An 897-nucleotide genomic window follows, 5' to 3' on the forward strand; every position below is an offset into this window, starting at 1 on the left:
GCGGCGAATCCGGACCAGGTGGCCACGCCCTTGGCGCGCTGCCCGGGCGGGAAGGCGGCGGTGATCGTGGACAGGGTGCCCGGCATGATCATCGCGGCCCCCAGGCCCATGACGACGCGCCAGACGATGAGCGTGGTGGTGGAGTCGGCGAAGGAAGCGGCCAGGGACGCGAGGCCGAAGACGACGGTGCCCGCGATGAGGACGTCGCGGCGCCCGACGCGGTCGCCGATGGCACCGAGCGGCAGGACGAGAGCGGCCAGGGCGACGGTGTAGCCGTCGGCGATCCAGGTCAGTGAGCCGTTGGTGGCCGACAGATCGATGGCGAGGTCGGGCAGGGCGAGGTTGAGCGCGGAGACGGAGGCGACGACGAGGACCAGGGACAGGCACATGGCGAAGAGCACGCCGTTGTGGCCGGCCCGGCCGGTCGCGACGACGTCCTGCGGGTCGCCGGCCTGGTTGTCGGGCTGGGTGTCGGAGTTGCGGTGGGGGCTGGTGGACATGGGGAACCGTCTCAGTCGGTGCCGGGCTGGAAGAGTTTGAAGACCAGGCGCGCCGCGCCGCGCTGTGCCGCGTGGCGCAGGCGCACCGGGCCGGGCAGGGCCGGGGGCGCCGTCGGGGGAGTGTCGGCCAGTCGGGGAAAGAGCGCTTCGGCGTTCGTTCGGTTGACGGCCTTGAGCGTGTCCGGGTCGGCGTTGTCGTCGAGACCGCTCGCGAAGTACTGCCCGGCGGGTGCGGGCGCGAAGGGCCAGTCGCTGCCGAAGAGGACGTGTCCGGGGCGGGCGAAGGCGAGCAGCGTGGGCAGGGCGGCGGGGCTGGAGGACAGGGCGGTGTCGAAGTAGAAGGAGCGGAAGTCGTCCAGTACGTCGAGCGGGCTGCGCCCGGTGTCGTTGGCGATGG

Annotated in this window: 2 protein-coding genes; both read right to left on the reverse strand. The window is 72.6% G+C overall.

The features are described 5' to 3' along the window. A partial coding sequence (locus G6W55_RS37860; protein ID WP_175525088.1) for an MFS transporter occupies nucleotides 1-500 on the reverse strand: 500 nt, incomplete at its 3' end. 11 nt (nucleotides 501-511) lie between these two features. After that, nucleotides 512-897: amidohydrolase family protein (locus tag G6W55_RS37865; RefSeq protein ID WP_175525089.1), on the reverse strand; the 386-nt coding region annotated here is incomplete at its 5' end.

The organism is Streptomyces sp. CAI-85 (genome assembly GCF_013363615.1).
In the GTDB taxonomy this organism is placed as follows: Bacteria; Actinomycetota; Actinomycetes; order Streptomycetales; family Streptomycetaceae; genus Streptomyces; species Streptomyces antibioticus_B.